Source organism: Sphingomonas sp. QA11 (assembly GCF_028473665.1).
GTDB lineage: Bacteria > Pseudomonadota > Alphaproteobacteria > Sphingomonadales > Sphingomonadaceae > Sphingomonas > Sphingomonas phytovorans.
Genome location: NZ_CP098774.1, coordinates 74,464 through 93,632, shown reverse-complemented (window position 1 = coordinate 93,632; position 19,169 = coordinate 74,464). Strand labels below are relative to the sequence as shown.

The 19,169-nt window shown below is 65.6% G+C and carries 18 protein-coding genes; 11 read left to right on the top strand and 7 right to left on the bottom strand.

The annotated features are described in order from the left end of the window. The first annotated feature begins 1 nt into the window (after position 1). Genes NDN01_RS00485 through NDN01_RS00460 form a run of 6 tightly spaced genes read left to right on the top strand, consistent with a single transcriptional unit; the run spans position 2 to position 4,256 of the window. On the top strand, positions 2 to 511 hold the full coding sequence (locus NDN01_RS00485; protein ID WP_272625185.1) for a hypothetical protein: 510 nt from the start codon (positions 2 to 4) through the stop codon (positions 509 to 511). Then, positions 495 to 1,316: a hypothetical protein gene (locus NDN01_RS00480; protein WP_272625184.1), complete on the top strand. Its 822-nt coding sequence runs from the start codon at positions 495 to 497 to the stop codon at positions 1,314 to 1,316. The genes NDN01_RS00485 and NDN01_RS00480 overlap by 17 nt, the downstream gene beginning before the upstream one ends. After that, complete coding sequence (locus tag NDN01_RS00475) at positions 1,313 to 2,197, top strand: ATP-grasp domain-containing protein (RefSeq protein WP_272625183.1); 885 nt, start codon at positions 1,313 to 1,315, stop codon at positions 2,195 to 2,197. The genes NDN01_RS00480 and NDN01_RS00475 overlap by 4 nt, the downstream gene beginning before the upstream one ends. Then, a complete protein-coding gene (locus tag NDN01_RS00470; protein ID WP_272625182.1) occupies positions 2,194 to 2,913 on the top strand; it encodes a hypothetical protein in 720 nt (239 codons plus the stop codon). Before NDN01_RS00475 ends, NDN01_RS00470 begins: the two co-directional genes overlap by 4 nt. Further along, positions 2,910 to 3,548: a 2OG-Fe(II) oxygenase gene (locus tag NDN01_RS00465; RefSeq protein ID WP_272625181.1), complete on the top strand. Its 639-nt coding sequence runs from the start codon at positions 2,910 to 2,912 to the stop codon at positions 3,546 to 3,548. Before NDN01_RS00470 ends, NDN01_RS00465 begins: the two co-directional genes overlap by 4 nt. 3 nt (positions 3,549 to 3,551) lie before the next feature. After that, the gene (locus NDN01_RS00460) at positions 3,552 to 4,256 is read left to right on the top strand and encodes a Stf0 family sulfotransferase (RefSeq protein WP_272625180.1); all 705 of its coding nucleotides are present in this window, start codon (positions 3,552 to 3,554) and stop codon (positions 4,254 to 4,256) included. Here NDN01_RS00460 and NDN01_RS00455 read toward each other — a convergent pair whose 3' ends face one another. Continuing rightward, on the bottom strand, positions 4,257 to 5,273 hold the full coding sequence (locus NDN01_RS00455) for an SDR family oxidoreductase (RefSeq protein WP_272625179.1): 1,017 nt from the start codon (positions 5,271 to 5,273) through the stop codon (positions 4,257 to 4,259). A gap of 110 nt (positions 5,274 to 5,383) precedes the next feature. Here NDN01_RS00455 and acs point away from each other — a divergent pair, with 110 nt between their 5' ends. Continuing rightward, positions 5,384 to 7,324 (top strand): acetate--CoA ligase, encoded by a 1,941-nt coding sequence (acs, locus tag NDN01_RS00450; protein WP_272625178.1) that lies wholly within the window; start codon positions 5,384 to 5,386, stop codon positions 7,322 to 7,324. A gap of 73 nt (positions 7,325 to 7,397) precedes the next feature. Then, a complete protein-coding gene (locus tag NDN01_RS00445; protein ID WP_443025182.1) occupies positions 7,398 to 9,440 on the top strand; it encodes a M13 family metallopeptidase in 2,043 nt (680 codons plus the stop codon). A 57-nt stretch (positions 9,441 to 9,497) separates the two neighbouring features. Here the strand turns inward: NDN01_RS00445 and NDN01_RS00440 are convergent, their stop codons facing one another. Beyond that, positions 9,498 to 10,985, bottom strand: a complete 1,488-nt coding sequence (locus NDN01_RS00440) for a class I SAM-dependent methyltransferase (protein WP_272625176.1) — start codon at positions 10,983 to 10,985, stop codon at positions 9,498 to 9,500. Between the two features lie 148 nt (positions 10,986 to 11,133). Then, a complete protein-coding gene (locus NDN01_RS00435) occupies positions 11,134 to 12,564 on the bottom strand; it encodes a DUF6880 family protein (protein WP_272625175.1) in 1,431 nt (476 codons plus the stop codon). A gap of 165 nt (positions 12,565 to 12,729) precedes the next feature. On the opposite strand from NDN01_RS00435, the gene NDN01_RS00430 reads away from it, so the two are divergent. Beyond that, complete coding sequence (locus NDN01_RS00430; protein ID WP_272625174.1) at positions 12,730 to 13,797, top strand: AbrB family transcriptional regulator; 1,068 nt, start codon at positions 12,730 to 12,732, stop codon at positions 13,795 to 13,797. A gap of 3 nt (positions 13,798 to 13,800) precedes the next feature. Here NDN01_RS00430 and NDN01_RS00425 read toward each other — a convergent pair whose 3' ends face one another. The 4 genes from NDN01_RS00425 to pgi all read right to left on the bottom strand — a co-directional run bounded on the left by NDN01_RS00425 (position 13,801) and on the right by pgi (position 17,308). Then, positions 13,801 to 14,097: a type II toxin-antitoxin system RelE/ParE family toxin gene (locus NDN01_RS00425; RefSeq protein ID WP_272625173.1), complete on the bottom strand. Its 297-nt coding sequence runs from the start codon at positions 14,095 to 14,097 to the stop codon at positions 13,801 to 13,803. Then, positions 14,084 to 14,326, bottom strand: a complete 243-nt coding sequence (locus NDN01_RS00420; RefSeq protein ID WP_272625172.1) for a ribbon-helix-helix domain-containing protein — start codon at positions 14,324 to 14,326, stop codon at positions 14,084 to 14,086. Before NDN01_RS00420 ends, NDN01_RS00425 begins: the two co-directional genes overlap by 14 nt. 35 nt (positions 14,327 to 14,361) lie before the next feature. Further along, positions 14,362 to 15,708: a glutathione-disulfide reductase gene (gene gor / locus NDN01_RS00415; protein WP_272625171.1), complete on the bottom strand. Its 1,347-nt coding sequence runs from the start codon at positions 15,706 to 15,708 to the stop codon at positions 14,362 to 14,364. 103 nt (positions 15,709 to 15,811) lie between these two features. Then, positions 15,812 to 17,308 (bottom strand): glucose-6-phosphate isomerase, encoded by a 1,497-nt coding sequence (gene pgi / locus NDN01_RS00410; RefSeq protein WP_272625170.1) that lies wholly within the window; start codon positions 17,306 to 17,308, stop codon positions 15,812 to 15,814. A 209-nt stretch (positions 17,309 to 17,517) separates the two neighbouring features. On the opposite strand from pgi, the gene lepB reads away from it, so the two are divergent. Next, the gene (gene lepB / locus NDN01_RS00405; protein ID WP_443025181.1) at positions 17,518 to 18,369 is read left to right on the top strand and encodes a signal peptidase I; all 852 of its coding nucleotides are present in this window, start codon (positions 17,518 to 17,520) and stop codon (positions 18,367 to 18,369) included. Next, complete coding sequence (gene rnc, locus NDN01_RS00400; RefSeq protein ID WP_272625169.1) at positions 18,366 to 19,055, top strand: ribonuclease III; 690 nt, start codon at positions 18,366 to 18,368, stop codon at positions 19,053 to 19,055. Before lepB ends, rnc begins: the two co-directional genes overlap by 4 nt. Positions 19,056 to 19,169: the final 114 nt, after the last annotated feature.

Below are 19,169 nucleotides of genomic sequence, written 5' to 3'. Positions count from 1 at the left end.
AATGTCCAACGAACAGTCAGAGCCCACCCCGTTCATCGGCGCGACGCATCGCCATGACCTGCTGGCGCAACTTGCGGGAACCCGTATCCGTGCATTCGACAGCGCCGTTAACGACGCCGTCGCCAACGGAATCGGCGCCCCGGAAAAGGCCAAGCTCGACGGCAAGAATGGCGGCATGGACGGCATCGCCGTCAGCCTTGGCGGCATCGAGGTCGCCGACGAAACGGTCTTTTCCCCCTGGCAGCCGCCCAAATTCCCCAAGGGCAAGGAAAGCAAGGAAGGCAAGGAACAGAAAGACTCCAAGGAAGGCAAGGAGGGCAAGGAATCCAAGGATTCCAAGGAAGCCGGCAAGGAAACCTCCGACGGCGGCAAGATGGCGGGAAGCGAGGCGTCGGACCCGTTCAGCCGCTTCGGCGAAGTGGAGGTGCTGAACTGGACGCTGATGAACCGGGTGGCGCAGCAGCAAGCCAATGCCGTCCGGGGGTTCGTCAAGAGTGTCCAGCTGTTCTGAAGCCGGGGAAGGGCACGACGCCCTCGACAATGCAGTGCTGATCGTGAGCGAACCGGGCGACAGTTTTGCCGACGCGCTGGCCGGCCCGATTTCAGCGGCCGGCCGGACCCCGGTTCGCCTCGATGCGGCAGCAGCGGCACGACGCTTCTCGGTCATGGTGCGGGACGGCGATGCGACGGTCGTGCCGCGCGTGCCGATGGTCATCCGCGCGCCACGCCTGTCAGCGACGCAAAGTGCCGATGCGCGCTTCCTGCAGGGCGAGGCGCTGGCGGCGCTGTGGGCCATCGGCGCGCTGAGTACCGCACCGGTGCTCGGTCGCCCCGGGCCGATGGGCTTTGGCGGCGGCTGCAGCCTGTCGGCCTCGGTGAACGAACTGCGCGGCGGCCTGCCTACCGATCGCATGGAAATCTTCCTGCAGGGCGCGACATGGCCGCGACGCGACACGGGCTGGTATTTCAAATCACCCGACTCCCTCGAGCCGCTGGGCCATGATCAGCACGCCGCCTATCCCGGGCCTCAACGCGGACGCTATGTCAGGCCCGGCGAACAATATGAGGTCGTGCTGGTGCTCGGCCGGGACGCCTGGTGCCGGAGCGGACAACAGGTGGCCGGCCATGACCTGGCAGCGGACAGCGTGACGCTGGCCGATCGGCTCGGGCTCGACATGGCGCTCATCATCTGGGCGCTGTCGGAGGATCTGCGCGATCCGTATCTCGCCCGCATCACACCCTGGCCGCACCGTGAGGACATCGATTTCGCCTGGGACGCGTTTGCCGCCGCTGCCGTCGCGCATCTGGCCCGATGATCACCGCGATCGGCCTGGGCACTGATCCGACCATCCGCCATTTCGTGGCGCAATGCCGGGCGAACGGCGCCGAGGTGGAGCTTGTCGACCTGCACGATCTGGCGCTGGCCGAGTGGATGTTCCCGCTGCCCGGCCAGGACGCGATCTGGCGTGACGGCGAGACGGAGCGCCACCTGCCCGCCAGCGGCCGCTATTATGTCCGCCCGATCGACCTGTCGTCGGTCGTCGAATCGCGGCGCGACGGCCTGTCCTGGCAGTCGATGGTCCAGGCGCTGAACGCGTGGCTTGAAAGCATCCGCGAGGCGATCGTCATCAACCGGCCGGGCCATTTCCAGGACAATGGGTCGAAGCCGCTGCACGAGGCGCTTCTGGCGCGCAGCGGTTTCCTCGTGCCCCCATCGCTGACCAGTTCGGACGCGGCGACATTATCGGCCTTTGCCCGAGCGCCGTCGATCGTGAAGACCATTTCCGGCGCCCGTGCCGATTGCTGGGGCGTGACGCCGGACGACTTCACGACTTTCCGGCCGGAAAGCGGGCCGGTCCACTTGCAGCGACGGGTGGAGGGCGCCGACGTGCGTGCCCATGTCGTCGGCGATAGCGTGCTCGCGCTACGCATCGACAGCGAGGCGACCGACTATCGCATCGATGGCGAGGCGACCTATGCCCCGGTCACGCTGCCGGATGCGCTGATCGAACGCATGACGCGCACGGCACGCGACATGGGGCTGATCTTTTCCGGCTGGGATTTCAAGGTCGACCGGGACGGGCAATATTGGCTCCTCGAGGCAAACCCGATGCCCGGCTATAATTCCTACGACAAGCGGCTGGACGGTAGCATCACCGCCGCGCTCGTCGCGTTGCTGACCGGGGTGCGGCGATGATCGCCGTCACCGACCTGCTCGATACGGATGACTGCCGCTCCGTGGTCGAGCGCGTGACCGGCAACCGGGACAAATGGATCGACCGCAGTCCGCGCGGCGATTCGACCTTCTTCACGCTTGGGCGGGCAAGCTATCTCGACGCCTGCCCGCCGGACGCCGATCCGGACTACAGCTATTACGGCAAGATCGACGCCACGAACGGCGACCTAAGGGCGATGTTCGGCGATCTCTATGCATCCCTGCTCGACCGGCTGTCCGCCGAATTGCGGGGCGAGGCGGTGCTGGCCGAGGGACTCGCCTTTCCCGGGTTCCACATCTTCCTGGGCAGCGGCATCCTTGGCGCCGGGAAAAGCGGCCGGCATTTCGATATCCAGTATGAAAGCCTGCGCCTCCCGCCCGGCCCGGTCGAGGACGATCCGGTATCGTTCACGCTGGCGCTCGAACTGCCGGCGGAGGGCAGCGGCCTCGACCTGTGGGACGTCACGGTCGAGGATTTCGACCGGGCGTTCAAGGCCGGTCGAGTCGCGACGCTCGACGACATGGCGCGACGCCGGACCCTTGCCTATCATCCCTATTCGGTCGGGCGATTGCTGATTCATCGCGGGCTGTGGCTTCACCGGATATCGTCGCCCGGCGCGATCAATGAAGACGATCGCCGGATAACGTTGCAAGGGCACGCGTTGCGCATCGCCGGCCGCTGGAACCTCTACTGGTGAGCGACCTCCGCAAATCGGCCTATCCGGCGCGGCCAATGGCCGAGGCGATGCCCGCCCGCCCGGCACTCGTCCTGCCCAACGCGCTGCCCGAAGCCGATGCGGCGGCACTGCTCGCCTTCGCGATCGCCAGCGAGGCGATGTTCGGCGATGCGCTGACCTTGTCGACGCACCTGCACTTGCATGCCGGGCGACACCGCAGCGCCAAGACGCTGGCGCAGCACGAGGTGCATCGCGACCTGATGGCGAGGATCGCCCTGAGACATGGCGATGCGCTTCGCGCACGCTTCGGCGACCGGATCGTGACGGCGGCGGTCGAGGAATCCGAACTCGCCGCGAGCGGTGACGGCGACTGGTTCGGCCCGCACCGCGATGACGGCGCCGCGCCGGTCGCGCACCGGACGTTCACCATCGTCGTCTATCTTCATCGCTTCCCCTGCCGGTTTGCCGGCGGGGAACTCACCTTGCACGGCTTTCAGGATGCGGCGCGGCAACGCTTCGGTCCGGTCCAGACGATTGCACCGCGCCACAATGTCGCGGCGATCTTCCCGTCGAACACGCTGCACGAGATCCTGCCGGTGGCGTTGCCCACCGCCTGCTTCGCCGACCGGCGCTTCGCCCTCACCAGCTGGATCTGAAGGATGTACGGCATCAGCCGGGGCTACATCATCGCGGCATTGCCCCGCACGGGCAGCTTCCTGCTATGCGACATGCTGGCGAGGCTGGGATCGGTCGGCTATCCGCAGGAATATGGCCTGCCGGAAGACGAGGCGACATGGTCCGGCCATCACGGGCATGCCAGCCATCTTTCCTATTTCTACGATTTCTTCCGTTTCTGCTCGACGCCCAACGGGGTGTTCGGCTGCAAGCTGATGTGGTCGCAGTTCGCTGGCCTCCGCCATGACATCAGGCGCTATACCCGCATCGACGGACAGGGCCTTGAGCCGATCGAGGCGATGACCGGACCGATCAGACTCGTCTTCCTCGACCGACGCGATACCGTCATGCAGGCGATATCGCTGGTACGGGCGATGAAGACCAACATCTGGTCGTCCCATCGGACCCTCCCGCCGCCGCCACTGGCCTATAGCGGTACCGCGATTGCCGACGCCATCGAGCTGATCGGGGAAAATCGCCGGCAATGGGAAAGCTTCTTCGCCCGCCACGCGATCGATCCGCTGCGCCTGTCCTACGAGGATGTGGCGCAGGGCGACCTCGCGGCGTTGTTCCCGTTTCTGGGAGTGGAGGCGCCGGATCGGCCAGCCAATGCCACCCAGCTCAAGCGGCAGGCCGACGACCAGTCGCGCGCCTGGCGCGATCGCTTCGCCATCGACAATACGGCCTGATCAGACCCTGACGATGCCGCGGTCGATCAGGCTGCGCGCGGTGTCGGCGATCGAGTCCGCCGCCGGGCGGGTTTTCCAGCCAAGTGTCGCAAGCGCATGGCCCGAATCCACCGCCCGGCTCCTGCCCAGTTCCCCGGTGACCTGCCGGATGCTCGAGTCGAACAGGGCCATCAGCCTGATGACGAAATCTGGAATCCCCCGCTTGGGCACCTTGCGCGCTTCGGGGCCGAGCCGCTCGCGCAATATCTCCCCGACCTCCCGCATCATCATGAATGGCCCGGCGCCAATGAGGCGCTCGTTCGCCATGCCCGGCGCGGTCAGCGCACGAACATGCAGGTCGGCGAGATCGCGCACATCGACCACCGCGAAGCCAAGGCGCGGGAAGCCAGGCATCGATCCGTCGATCAGGCGCTTCACGAATTCGATCGAGGCGGAGAAATCGTCGCTCATCAACGGGCCGAGCACAGCGGACGGGTTGACCGTGCAGAACTCCATCGCGCCGCCATTCATCGCTAGCCAATCCCGCGCGGCGCGCTCGGCGATCGTCTTGGATTTGACATAGGCGCCCAGGCCTGGCGCTGTCACATCTGTCCAGTCGGCCTCGGTATAGGGCCGGTCGATTCCCTGACGGCCATAGGCAATGGCCGCCACGGAAGAGGTCATCACGAAACGCTTCACCCCCGCCGCCGACGCGAAGCGCAGCGCCCGCAGCGCGCCTTCACGCGCCGGTACGATCAGTTCGTCCTCATGGCCCACCGCATTCGGGGGAAAGGGCGAGGCAACGTGCGCGACATGGCTGCACCCGGCGACTGCCTCGGCCCAGCCGGCATCGTCCATCAGGTCGGCGGCGAAGAAACGGATCGACGCTTCCGGCACGCCGAGCGCGGCGCGCACTTCCGCCTCCCGCTTCAGCGAGCGAACGGTGGCGTTGATCGTCCACCCCTTGCTCGCCAGGTCGCGGATCAGATATCCGGCAATATAGCCGCTGCCGCCCGTCACCAGGATCGTGCCCGTCATCGCCGCGCTCCACCGTCGTTCGAACGGGTTTTACATTGAAACGGAAGTCGCGCCAAGCCGGGCTTGCAATCGCTTCGCCCCCCGGCAAAGAGAGCGCGCAGGAGAACGCCATGTCCGATCAGACGCTCTATCCCGTACCACCCGAATGGGCGAAGCGCGCGCGCTTCGACGCGGACGGATATGAGACGCTCTATGGCCGCTCGCTGGCCGATCCCGGCAGCTTCTGGCTTGAGCAGGCACGGCGGCTCGACTGGATCAAGCGGCCCGAGATCGCGGGCGACTGGTCGTTCGGGGAGAAGGATTTCCACATCCAGTGGTTTGCCGACGGCAAGCTGAACGTCGCGGCCAATTGCCTCGACCGTCATCTGGCGAAGCGTGGTGACCAGACCGCGCTGATCTGGGAGCCCGACGAGCCCAAGGAAGAACCGCGTCGCTTTACCTATCGCGAGCTCCACGCCGAGGTCTGCCGCTTCGCCAACGTGCTGAAGGCGCAGGGCGCGAAGAAGGGCGACCGCGTCACCATCTACATGCCGATGATCCCCGAGGCGGCGTTCGCGATCCTCGCCTGCGCGCGGATCGGCGCGATCCATTCGGTGGTGTTCGGCGGCTTCTCGCCCGAGGCGCTGGCCGGGCGCATCACCGATTGTGACAGCGCCTTTGTCGTCACCGCCGACGAAGGCCGTCGTGGCGGCAAGCGAATCCCGCTCAAGGCCAATGTCGATGCCGCCGCCGAACGCGCGGCGGCGCTGAAGACCGTGATCGTCGTGCGGGCGACCGGCGGCGACGTGACGATGCGCGAGGGCCGCGACATCTGGTATCACCACGCGGCGCGCGACGTGGGCGACACCTGCCCGCCCGAAGTGATGGGCGCTGAGGACCCGCTGTTCATCCTCTATACCTCCGGCTCGACCGGCCAGCCCAAGGGCGTGCTCCACACCAGCGGCGGCTATCTGCTCTGGGCGAGTCTGACGCACGAGCTCGCCTTCGATTACCGGCCGGGCGACGTGTGGTGGTGCGCCGCCGATATTGGGTGGGTCACCGGCCACAGCTATATCCTTTACGGCCCGCTCGCCAACGGCGCGACGACCCTGATGTTCGAAGGCCTGCCGACCTGGCCCGACGCAAGCCGGATCTGGCAGGTGGTCGACCGGCACAAGGTCCACACCATCTTTACGGCCCCAACGGCGCTGCGCGCGCTGATGAAGGAGGGCGACGATTATGTGACGAAGACCAGCCGCGCGTCGCTGAAGCTGCTCGGCACGGTCGGCGAGCCGATCAATCCCGAGGCCTGGCGCTGGTATCACGAGGTGGTCGGAGAGGGTCGCTGCCCGATCATCGACACCTGGTGGCAGACCGAGACGGGCGGCGCGATGATCGCCCCGATGCCGGGCGCGACCGACCTGAAGCCGGGCAGCGCGACCAGGCCGATGCCGGGCGTCGACCCGCAGCTTGTCGATACCGAAGGCACGGTGCTGAACGGCGCGACCGAGGGCAACCTCGTCATCGCGAAGAGCTGGCCAGGGCAGATGCGCACGGTGTGGGGCGATCATCACCGCTTCTTCCAAACCTATTTCACCACCTATCCGGGCAAGTATTTCACCGGCGACGGTGCACGCCGCGACGAGGAAGGTTACTGGTGGATCACCGGCCGGGTGGACGACGTGATCAACGTGTCGGGCCACCGCATGGGCACCGCCGAGGTGGAATCGGCGCTGGTGCTCCACCCCAAGGTCGCCGAGGCAGCGGTGGTCGGCATGCCGCACGACATCAAGGGCCAGGGCATCTACGCCTATGTCACGCTCAACTCCGGCGAGACGGCGTCGGACGAGCTGCGCAAGGACCTCGTCAAATGGGTCCGCACCGAGATCGGCCCGATCGCCGCGCCCGACGCGCTGCAATTCGCGCCCGGCCTACCGAAGACACGCAGCGGCAAGATCATGCGCCGCATCCTTCGCAAGATCGCCGAGGGTGACGTATCCAGCCTCGGCGATACCAGCACGCTGGCTGATCCCGCGGTGGTCGACGATCTGGTCGCGAACCGTGTGAAATAATATTACATCGAGATTGCGACCCCTCAGGCGCACTGCTATCCAGCGGCAATACACTCATATTTAGGGGTTGCCCGTGCGCGTCTCTGTCCTCGTTCGTCTGTCAGCGGCTGCCGCCGCCCTCGCCATTGCCCTTCCTGCTTTTTCGCAGCAGGCCCCCGCCGGTCCGCGCTTCGGCACGTTCGGGGTCGACCTGACCGCTGCCGACAAGACGGTGAAGCCGGGCGACGATTTCTGGACTCATGCGAACGGCGCCTGGGACAAGCGCACCGAGATCGCAGCCGATCGGACCTCTGCCGGCCCGTCCGTATTGCTGGTCGACGAGGCTGAGGCGCAGGTGCGCGATATCGTCAGCGATCTGGCGAAGAACCCCGCCGAATATGGCGTGAAGGGCAAACAGATCGGCGATTTCTACGCGAGCTGGATGGACGAGGCCGGGATCGAGGCACGCGGCACCGCGCCGCTCAAGCCCTATCTCGCGACGATCGCCGGGGTGAAGGACCGCGCCGGACTGGAGACGCTGTTCGCGACGGTCGGCTACGCTACCCCGGTCGATATCGAGCCGCTGCCCGATTTCGCCGATCCGACGCGCTATACCCTCGCCGCCGGACAGAGCGGTCTCGGCATGGGCGGCCGCGATTACTACCTGCTGCCGGACGCGAAATATGTCGCTTTCCGCAAGGCCTATCGCGACTATGTGATCCATATGCAGGAAATGGCCGGCATCCCGGATGCCGCTGCCAAGGCCGATCGGATCATCGCGCTCGAAACCGCGCTGGCGACCGAGCAGTGGACGCCCGAGCGCTCGCGCGACATGAAGGCGATCTACAACCCGATGGACCGGGCGCAGATGAAGGCGCTCGCCCCCCAGTTCAACTGGGATGCGATGCTCGCGACGGCGGGGCTTAAGGGTTTCCCCACCGTGATCATGACTCAGACCACCGCGATCACCGGCGCGGGCAAGCTGCTCGATACCGTTCCGCTCGAAACGTGGAAGGACTGGATGGCGTTCCGCTTCATCAGCGACCACGCGACCTACCTGCCAAAGGCCTTCGACGACGCCCGCTTCGGCTTCTATTCCAAGACGCTGAACGACGTGGAGCAGCAGCGCGCGCGGTGGAAGCGCGGGGTTCAACTCGTCAATGGCGCGCTCGGCGAAGCGGTCGGGCAGATCTATGTCGCACGGCACTTCCCGCCGGAGAGCGAGGCCAAGATGGCCGAGCTGATCGTCAATCTGCGCGCCGCGCTTGAGGAGCGGCTGAAGGGCAGTGCCTGGATGGACGATGCGACCAAGAAAGCCGCGGTCGCGAAGCTCACCGCGTTCGAGCCACGGATCGGGCATCCGGTACATTATATCGACTATACATCGCTCAAGGTCGATCGGGGCGACCTGCTCGGTAATGTGATCCGGTCGAACCAGTTCGACTGGAATCTGCAGCTCTCGCGCCTCGGCAAGCCGGTCGACCGGTCGTTGTGGGAAATGACGCCGCAGACGGTGAATGCCTATTACAACCCGCTGCTGAACCAGATCACCTTCCCGGCGGCGATCCTCCAGCCGCCCTTCTTCGATCCCAAGGCGGATCCGGCGGTGAACTATGGCGCGATCGGCGCGGTCATCGGCCATGAGATCGGCCACGGCTTCGACGACCAGGGCAGCCAGTTCGACGGCACCGGCAAATTTGCCAATTGGTGGACGCCCGCATCGAAAACCGCGTTCGAAAAGCGCACCGCCGCGCTCGGCAAGCAATATGACGCCTATGAGCCGGTAAAGGGCACGCACATCAAGGGCGCGCTGACGATGGGCGAGAATATCGGCGATCTCGGCGGGCTTGAGACCGCCTATGCCGCCTATCACAAATATCTCGCGGTCCATGGTCCGGCGCCGGTGATCGGCGGCCTGACGGGCGATCAGCGCTTCTTCCTCGCTTTTGCCCAGGCGTGGCAGACAAAGGTGCGCGAGGGCGCCGCACTGCAGCGGCTGCTGACCGATCCGCACAGCCCGCCTTATTACCGAGTCAACGGCATCGTTCGCAACGTCGACGCCTGGTACACGGCATTCGACGTGAAGCCGGGCGACAAGCTGTACCTGCCGCCCGAGCAGCGCGTACATATCTGGTAAACGGTCTCCCTTCCGTTTCCCCCCTTTCCTTGCGGAAAGGGGGGAAACGAATGCCTCTCAGCCAGGCTTGAGACACCAGAAGTCGTACATCTGGCTGAACAGATACGGCTCGCGTATTTCCAGCTGAAACCACTTGTCATAGTCGCGGAACCACGGGTCGTCGGGATTGTCGACACGATAGCGCGCCCTTCTGGCCGCGGTCGGTAGAACGAACCCAAGCAAGTGAAGCTTCAGTCTTTCGATCGCGTCGCGAACGCGCGGTATGTCGAATAAATCTTCATGCCTGTGCAGCAACATGTCGCGCACCCCGGCCAGATGATAGAAATCGGGAGAATGCGTTATCGGGCAGGGCGGCCGCTCCAGAAAATAGGCGCGCACCGCACGCAGCAGATCGTCGTCGATGGTCGCGTCCGAAAGCAGGGGCTCGATATTGCGTCGAGCCGCCTGCACCGGAAGCCGCGCGAATTTACTGTAGAGCATGAGCCGCATCACACCGCCGGGACGCAGCACGTCAGCCAGCCTCGCCCAGCCGAGCTCCGGGTCGGGAAGATGGTGCAGGACACCGGATGAGACAATGAAATCGAACTGCTTGTTCAGTGACGTCACATTGTAGATGTCGAGCTGCCGGAAATCGACGTTACGGACGCCGCTTTCCGCCCTTCGAACGGTTGCAAAGGCGATCGCACCCGCGCTAATATCGATGGCGGTTATCCTGAGACCAGGAAAGCGGCGCGCCAGACTGATCGGATCCTTGCCCGTGGCACATCCCGCCACCAGGACTTCCGCATCTTCCGGCATATCCTGTGGTGCATCGGGGCCGAGCGCGCTGACGACCTTCCGGAAGGATTGACCGGTCCCGGCCGCAGCGCGTTGCCAGACGGGATAGGGCCACCGGTCATATTGCGCCGCAACCTCAGCGGTGACGGGCGATTCACAGGGCGCCGGGCTTCCTGACAATACCGGGAGCGGCGGGAGATAGGCGGCTGCAAACGACGCTGCATCGGCCTGGCCCAGGCGCACGCGTTCTTCAGCGTCGAACGACCACGCCCCCCCATTGTGGCGCGCCTGGTCGACCAGCGCCGCGGCGAGGCGGGGGAATTTGCACGATCGGCCGGACAACAACATCCATCGGCGAACCGATCGCAGCGGGCGCTCTATCTCGGCAAGAGTGACCTCAGTTTCCGACAACAAGGCACAAACGAAGACGTCCCGCTCAAGTGCCCCGGCGGCGACTTCCCTATCGGACTCAGCGCGCGGTATCCGGTCCGAGGCGGCCAGCATTTTCCAGCCTGCGCGTTCGATCTCGCGCGGATTCACATCAGGGTCAGTGAGGAGCGCCAGCAGAACCGATTGATGCTTCGACGCCAGCGGCTCGTGCGGAAGGGCAAGCAGGCCGGCCACAAGCTGCTTGGCATGAACATCCCCGGGCGCAGCGGCAAGCGAAGCGAGGGCCGCTTCGATCGCCAGTTCCACATCGCCCGTGGCCTCGTGACGCAGCGCGTCTGCACGCAAGTCGGACACAATTCCCGATGCGGCTTGATCCATGGGCAGTGAGGATAGCGCAAATCGGCGCGACGAGCGATAGGCACGGCGCGCGCGGCGTCATTCGCGGACCAGATACAGACCTCAGATGCGGCACGCCCCACGGGTACCGCTGATTCGACCTCCCGGGAGAGGACACCACTACGACGGATCACGCTTGCCAGAAGCCCGTCTTGCGGCCGTGCGCCACTCTCAGGCTTGCATGATATTCCTCATGCGATGCGTGAGACCCATAATTCTCGATGCGCCTCGCCAGGCTTTCGCATTGCTCAAGATAGCGGGCAGCATGCGGATAGCGTTTGTAGCGCGCCTTGATCAGCGCGAAATCGATCATCGCCCGGTAGAGCAGCGTGGCGGCAAGCGGATAGCGCTGCTCCAGCGCATCCGCGGCAACGCCCAGTGCGTGATAATGATCGCCGTTCAGTTCGGCGAAGCGATCGAGCACGAGGCGGTTGGCGCGCTCGATCGCCGACCAGTCGACTAGGAAGCCAAGCGCCTGATGGACGTCGGGGGCGGAAGACACATGCGCCATCGCGCGGTTCTCGGCGTCGATATCGTCGAAATCAGGCAGTCGCTTGAGATAGGCGCGCAGATGCGCCGCGTTGAGCGAGCGGGCGAAGCAGGACCAGCGGAACTCCTGAGCCTCGTCCCCGCGCCCAAGCGCATCGAGGATCACTGCGCGGGTCTGTTCCCATTCGAACGGGACCCAGCCGGCACGCTGCCGATCCGCCGCCTCGATCGCCTGCCAGGCTTCCTCGGTTCGTCCGGCAGCCAGCAGATGATCAGCAATATCCGCCGCGATGCCCGGCCTCCGGCGCTCGTCCTCACCATATTGCGCGATGAAGCCATCGACGTCCTCCTGCAGGACAGCGATGTCCCGCAGGGCGGTGGTCACGACGCGCGCGTGCCGGCGCTCGGCGAGCAGATCGGCATAGATCGGCCCGCGCGAACTCCATCCGATCACCTCGCGCTCTTCGTCGGGCGGCCGTGTCGGTGGCTCCTTGCCAAGCGCGGTGAGACGTTCCTTCAAATGGCCAAGGCCGTCACGGCCAAGGGGCTCGGCGAGAACTTTGATCAGCGCGTCATATTGGCCATAGCCATTGTCACACAGCGCATCGAACACGCGGTCGGCGAGCGTTTTCGCGTCGCCACCCGCCATCCCGGCCAACCGGCCGAGATCAGGCAGCGCGGTTTCGAACACCGCCATCAACCGGCCGTTGCTGTCATCGCATCGCGCGAGAACTGACTCGGCAAGAGCTGTCAGGCGCCAGAGCAGATCGAGCGCCTCGCGCGGGTCAGCCTTGGCGACATGGTCGATGATCGCGCGATACTGGCCTTCAAGATCGGCGGCGATCGGCTTGACCTTGTCCCAATCGACATAGGAACGCGACTTGGCAATCGTGGCAAGGCGCTTGCGCACCTGATGCGCGACCTCGGCGCTGCCCGATTGCCCAGCCAGTTCCAGCCTGAGGCGCCGCTTCGCGGTCGCGTCGCCCATGCTGAGGTCGATCAGCAATTCAGCCAGGCGTGGGGCGCCAAGCGCTTCGAGATTCTTCGCCGTCAATGTCTTTGTCGATGCCATATGCCCAATCTAAAGGAGGCATATGAAGTCGAGCAAGGCTCCTTCGGACTAGGCGCGACCCGGCTGGACAAACGCTCCCGCCGGCGCGAGAGGACCGCGTCACTCCCGTACCGCATGAGGCCCGCATGCCTTCGCTCCAATCCACCCGCGTGCCGATCAGCCGGCATGGCTGAGGCCGGGGCGCGTCCGCCGCTGGTTCGCTGGGCGTTGCTGCTTGGCCTGTCTGCGGCGTTCGCGGGGGTGTTCGAGGCGTTCAGGCTGCCAGCCGGTCTGCTGCTCGGCCCGATGATCGCGGCGATCCTGCTCGCGATCCGGGGCCAGGGCGTCACGGTCCCGCCCCTGTCCTTCCAGGCGGCGCAGGCGTTTGTCGGCCTGCTGATCGCAGGATCGTTCAACGCCGGCACCATCGGCACGGTGATCGAGCATTGGCCGGTCTTCCTCGCGGTCACCGCCGCGACGCTTTCCGCCGGCGTCGGCATCGGCCTGCTGATCGGACGGCTCGGCTGGCTGCCGGGCAGTGTCGCCGTGTGGGGCTGCATGCCCGGTGGAGCGGCGGCGATGGTGCTGATGGCGCAATCCTATGGCGCCGAATGGCGACTGGTCGCGGTGATGACCTATAGCCGCGTGGCGTGCGTCGCCGGGGCTGCGTCGGTCGTCGCCGCGCTGGTCGGCGCGCATGGCGGAATGGAAAGCCCGACGGCCGACTGGTTTCCGCCGATCGACCCGGTCGCCTTTGCCGAAACGCTGGCGGTCGCGGCGGCGGGCGCCTGGCTGGGCGTCAGGCTGAAGCTGCCGGCCGGGCCGATGATCGGCGCGCTGCTGCTCGGCTCGGCGCTCAACGTCGCCGGGCTGATGCGGTTCGACCTGCCGGGCTGGCTGCTCGCGGCGAGCTACGCAATCGTCGGCTGGCGGATCGGGCTGCATTTCACACGCGATATCGTGAACGCGGCCGCCCGCGCCCTGCCCCGCATCCTGGCGTCGATCCTGCTGCTGATCGCGATCTCGGCCGGAATCGGCGCGCTGCTGTCGCATTTCGGCGGGGTCGACCCGATCACCGCCTATCTCGCCACTAGCCCGGGCGGCATGGATTCAGTCGCGATCATCGCCGCCTCGACCAAAGTCGACGTGCCCTATGTCATGGCGCTGCAGGCGCTGCGCTTCTTCGCCTGCGTGATATTGGGGCCGGCACTGGCGACATTCGCGGTGCGGCGACAAGGCGTCGCCGCCGGTTGAGACTCAACCGAACAGGTCGCGATCCACATCCATGGAGTGATGCAGGATGCGCAAGACCCGCACGATATCGCGATCGATCTCGTAGAAGATGCGATGCCGGCGATAGGAGAGGCATCTGACATCCTTGCCTGCCTCCTCCACCAGCCGACCCAGACGCGGATTCTGCAGGAGCCTGTCGAAGCTGTCTTGGAAACCGAAAAAATAGTCGCTCGCCACAGGATCGCCGAAGCGGATCGTGCTGTAGGTCAGGATCTCATCGAGGTCGTTCTCGCCAGCGGTGCTGACCTCAAGCCGCGTCACGCCGTCTCCGGTTGTCGTCGTAGATTTCCTGTAACGACCTCGTCCCCATGCCGGAGGCGCGGCCTATCTCGATCGCGGCCTGCAACCTGGCCAGCTTCTCCGCGCGGTTCTGATCCCGCTGGATCAACTCCTGGATATAATCCTCGACGCTCGCGAAATCGCCTGTTGCGACCCGCGCCGTCGCCGCAGCGAGTTCCTCGTCGGTCAGATCGATCTTCATCTGCGCCATCGCCAAATCCTATCATTCGGACAGGCGGCGGACAACTACCGCAGCAGCACCAGTTCCTCGGCCATGGTCGGATGCAGTGCCACCGTCTGGTCGAACGCCGCCTTGGTCAGCCCGGCCTTCACCGCGATCGCCGCCGCCTGCAGGATCTCCGGCACGTCGGGACCGATCATGTGCAGGCCGAGGATCTTGTCGGTCTCGCTGTCGCAGACCATCTTGTAGAGGGAGCGCTCGTTGCGCCCGGCCAGCACGTTCTTCATCGGCCGGAAGTCCGAGGTATAGACCTTGGCTGAGCCGAACTTCGCCTTCGCCTGCCCCTCGGTCAGGCCGACGCCGGCAATCGGCGGGTGGCTGAACACGGCCGAGGGGACATTCTCGTAATCGACCCGGGTCGGCTTGTTGCCGAACATCGTGTCGGCAAAAGCCTGGCCCTCGCGGATGGCGATCGGGGTGAGCTGAATCCGGTTGGTGACATCGCCGACCGCATAGATGCTGGCGCAGGTCGAGCGGTTATCGTCATCGACCACGATCGCGCCCTTCGCATCGAGCTCGACGCCGGCCGTCTCGAGCCCGAGATCGGCCGTGTTGGGGTCGCGCCCGGTGGCGAACATCACGCAATCGACCACGATCGGCTCATGGCCCGACATGCTGACCTTCAGGCTACCGTCCTTCAGCTTCTCGATCCCCTGGAAATCGGCATGGAAACGGAACTCGATCCCCTTCATCATCGAGATCTGGAGCAGCCGGTCGCGAATCTGCTCGTCATAGCCGCGTAGGATCACGTCGGTGCGATTGATCAGCGTCACATGCGCGCCGAACTGGTGGAAGATGCCGGCAAACTCGTTGGCGATATAGCCGGCGCCCGCGATCAGGATTCGCTTCGGGATGCTCTCGAGATGGAACGCCTCGTTCGAGGTGATGCCATGTTCGTGGCCCGGACATTTCGGCACCGAGGGCGTTGCGCCTACCGCGACCAGGATCGTCTTCGCGGTCACCTCGCGCCCGCTCGCCAGCCGGATACCGTGCGGCCCGGTGATCGTCGCGCGCTCCTGGATGATCTCGACGCCATTGTTGTTCAGCGTGTCGGTATAGGCGCCGTTGATCCGGTCGACCTCGTCGAGCACGTTCTTGATCAGCACCTTCCAGTCGAAGTCGCAATCGGGGACGTTCCAGCCGAAGCGGCGCGCATCAGCCAGGTCCTCGGCGAAATGCGCGCCGTAGATGAGCAGCTTCTTGGGCACGCAGCCGCGAATCACGCAGGTGCCGCCGACGCGATATTCCTCGGCCACCGCGACCTTCGCGCCATGCGCCGCCGCCACGCGCGACGCGCGCACCCCGCCGGAACCAGCGCCGATGACGAAAAGGTCGTAGTCGTAGCTTGCCATCTTCATTCCTTCGTCACCCCGGATTTGCCGGGGTCCACGGTTCAACAATCATCGCCGCAGGTTGCGGCACGGTGGATGCCGGAGCGAAACCGGCATGACGACATCATTCGCCGAAGGCGCGCCTGATCAGATCCTCGGTCGAGACATCGAATGTCTGCCCGCCTTCCCCGGCGGCCTTCGCCATTTCCTTGCCGAGCTCAACCCCGAACTGGTCGAACGGGTTGATGCCAAGCAGCGTGGCGTTCACGAACACGCGGTGCTCGTAAAAGGCGATCAGGGCGCCGAGCGTGCGGGCGTCGAGCACGTCGAGCAGGATGGTCGAGCTGGGCCGGTCGCCCGAATAGCCGCGCGCCGGATCCTTGTCGTTGGCGCGGCCCTTCATCAGTGCCGCCCCTTGCGCGAAGGCGTTGAGCAGCAGCTGGCGGTGATGGTCCTCGGCCAGGCTGTCGCCCGGCTCGATCACCGCGACGAACTCGACCGGCACGAGATGCGTGCCCTGGTGAAGAAGCTGGAACACCGCATGCTGCGCGTCGGTACCCACCCCGCCCCAGGTGATCGCCGCGCTCGGCCGGCCAAGCGGCTTGCCGTCGACCGTCACGCCCTTGCCGTTCGATTCCATCTCGAGCTGCTGGAGATAGGAGGGCAGCAGCCGCAGTCTTTCGTCATAGGCGAAGGTCGCGCGCGTCTCGGCATGGCGGACCTGCGTGTAATAGAGATCGGCGAAGGCAGCGAGCGCCGGGGCATTCTCGCTCAGCGAGGCGAGGCGGAAATGCCGGTCCATCTCGGCCGCGCCGTCGAGCAGTTGCTCGAAACAATCCCAGCCAAGCGCGAGCGCCGCGGGAAAGCCGATCGACGACCAGAGCGAATAGCGCCCGCCGACGCTTTCCATGAACGGCAGCACGCGCGTTTCGTCGACACCCCATTCGACAGCCTTGTCGGGCGAGGCGGTCAGCGCGACGACCCGGCCATAGGGGTCCTCGACACCGCCTTCCTCCATCCATTCCAGCACGCTTTCCGCGTTGAGCATTGTCTCGGTGGTGGTGAAGGTCTTGGAAGCAATAACGAGCAGGGTCGCGGCGGGATCGAACCGGGCAAACGCCTCCTCCAGCGCGACGCCGTCGACATTGGAGACGATCGCCGTGTCGTACCGGCCGGATTCGCGGCCAAGCGCATCGACCAGCAGGTGGGGGCCAAGCGCCGATCCGCCGATGCCGACATGCAGGACATGGCGGATCGGCCCGAGCGCCTCGGCCTCGATCGCGTCGATCAGCGCGCGCATGCGGGCATGGAAGGTCTTCGCGAGGCTGACATCCTCCGGCTTGCCCTCACCCCGCTCGGCGGTGTGGGTCGCCGCGCGCCCTTCGGTAACGTTGACGATCTCGCCCGCGAACAGCGCCTCGCGCTTGCCGGCAAGGTCCTGCGCCCTGGCCAGCGCCTCGAACGCGGCGATCGCGCCCGCGGTCAGATGAGTCTTGGACCAGTCGAAATGCAGGCCGGCGACATCGAGACTGAGCTTCTTCAGCCGGTCCGGCTCGTCGGCGAACAGCGCCTCGAGTTGGGGCGAGGGCAGGGCTTCTATCGAGGTCCAGTCGGCAGGCATGGAAAATCTCCGCTAGTCGTGGGCGACAGGTAGGCGCGCGTTGGCCAATATGCCACCTCGAACCTGCAATCATCCGGCACCGCGGACTTGTCGGGCCATGGTCGGCCAGGCGCGACCAGCCCCCATTTTCCCGGCGCCCGCTTGTCCCGCTGCACACCATGGCGCGCGACGGCTTGACGCCCCGCCCGCGCCACCGCAAACCGCCGCGCATGGCCGATACCCAAGACATGCCCGCATCCGAGCCCGCTCCCGGCGCGACCGTCAAGCCGCCCAAACCACGGTCGGAGACGCGCGACACGATCATCTTCCTGGTGAAGCTGATCCTCGCGGTGCTGATCTTCCGCAGCTTCCTCTTCTCCCCGTTCAACATCCCGTCGCAATCGATGCTGCCCAGGCTGTACATCGGCGACTATCTGTTCGTGTCGAAATGGAATTACGGCTATTCGCGCCATTCCTTGCCGCTCAGCCTGCCGCTGATCCCGGGGCGGATCTTCGGGCGCGATCCGGCGCGGGGCGACGTGGTGGTATTCCGCGCGCCGCAAGGCGACCATGACGTGATCAAGCGGGTGATCGGCCTGCCCGGCGACACCGTCCAGATGCGCCACGGCCAGCTTATCCTGAACGGCGCCGCGATTCCCAAGGAGCGCGTGGCCGACTTCACCCTGCCGATCACGCCCAATTACCCGGCTGGCACTGAGTGTCCTTCCGACTTCCTCGACAATGGCGCCGACGGCAAGCAGATCTGCCGCTACCAGCAGTTCCGCGAGACGCTGCCCAACGGCAAGTCCTACATGGTGCTCGACCGGGGCGAGAATGTCGCCGCTGACGAAACCCAGGTCTATTCGGTACCGACAGGCACCGTCTTCGTCATGGGCGACAATCGCGACGACAGCGGCGACAGCCGGTTCGATCCGCCGGCGGGCATGGGCTATGTCCCGATGGACCGGATCGAGGGCAAGGCCGTCGTCACCTTCTTCTCGACCGACGGCACAGCCAACTGGTTCCTGCCCTGGACCTGGTTCTCCGCCGCGCGCTGGTCGAGGATCGGGGAAGGCTTTTGAGCGGGCAGAAAGCCAGGAATGATCTCTCGGACTGGATCAGGGAAAGTTTCGGTCACCAACCCCGCGACCTGGCCGGATACGAACGCGCGCTGACTCACGGCAGCCAGGCGGCGGCGAATTACGAGCGGCTTGAATTCCTCGGTGACCGCGTGCTCGGCCTCGCCATGGCCGAATGGCTGTTCGAGACCTTCCCGGCTGAACCCGAGGGTGCCCTGTCAAAGCGGCTGAACGCGCTGGTGACGGGCGCCGTCTGCGCCGACGTCGCGCGTGATATCGGCGTGAGCAACCAGCTCAAGCTCGGCAAGCAGGCGCGCGACGATGGCGCGGCCGACAGCGACAATGTGCTCGGCGACGTGATGGAGGCGCTGATCGGTGCCCTTTATCTCGATGCCGGGCTCGAACCCGCGCGCACGGCAATCCGCAAGGCATGGGGCGACCGGGTCAAGACCCAGGGATCGGCCGCGCCGCAGCATCCGAAATCGGCGCTGCAGGAATGGGCGGCGGCGAACAACCGCCGCACGCCGGCCTATGAGGTGATCGAACGCTCCGGCCCGCACCACGCGCCGCGCTTCACCGTGAAGGCCTCGATCGGCGCGCTGGCCGAGGCGAGCGCCACGGGTAGTTCAAAGCAGGAAGCCGAAACCGCAGCGGCGGCAGCCTTGCTGGAGAAGGTAAAAGGCGCGTAACGCGGCTGCGCTCTGAACGCGGGTCCGTGCCACGCTCTCCGGCGGTTTCAGCCAGCCAAACACCCCAACACCGTTCGTTTCGAGCGTAGTCGAGAAACCTGCGTCCCGCCCTGT